Here is a 572-nt window from a genome sequence, read left to right as displayed (position 1 = left end):
GCCCGATTTACAATTCAAGTGCAACACCTGATCAACTAGACCAAAAATAGACAAAATAGGCCATGGAGACCTAAACTTAAAGTGACTAAACTCAAGAAAGGAGTCTCCATGACCCAAACCAAGAATAGCACTATGTCCGGTTATCAACAACTACAACCTGAAGAAAGAGGCATGATTCAAACCTTAAGTCGCCAAAATGTTACTGTTCGTGAAATTGCTAGAGAGCTTCACAGAAGCCCTAGTACGATTAGCCGTGAGTTACATCGCGGCACGGTTAAACAACGTGATACTAACTACTTATTCTTCACTAACTACTATGCTGATGCTGGACAAGCTGTCTATGAAAAGCATCGTTCACACTGTCATTCAAAAGGCTTATTAAAGCCGTGTAAATACTTTTTTAATCTCTTAACCAAGACGCTAAAAAAGCACTTTAGATCAGCTGGTGTCGATGGATTCGTCCACCAATTTCAAGCCGACTATCCGCAATTCAAATGTCCTTCGGTTCCCACCGTTTATCGTTATATTGATCAAGGCCTGTTGAACCTTCGAAATAGTGATTTGCCCAAAAA

At 40.6% G+C, this 572-nt stretch carries 1 protein-coding gene; it reads left to right on the top strand.

What is annotated here, in order from left to right; translation table 11 throughout:
• Positions 1-108: 108 nt before the first annotated feature.
• Positions 109-572, top strand: a 464-nt coding sequence (locus IV87_RS10810) for a helix-turn-helix domain-containing protein (RefSeq protein WP_156407386.1), incomplete at its 3' end; no start/stop codon positions are given.

Source organism: Pediococcus ethanolidurans (assembly GCF_001437405.1).
GTDB classification, from domain to species: domain Bacteria; phylum Bacillota; class Bacilli; order Lactobacillales; family Lactobacillaceae; genus Pediococcus; species Pediococcus ethanolidurans.
Note: the sequence above shows the minus strand (reverse complement) of the source record. Positions and strands in the feature narration are given on the sequence as shown.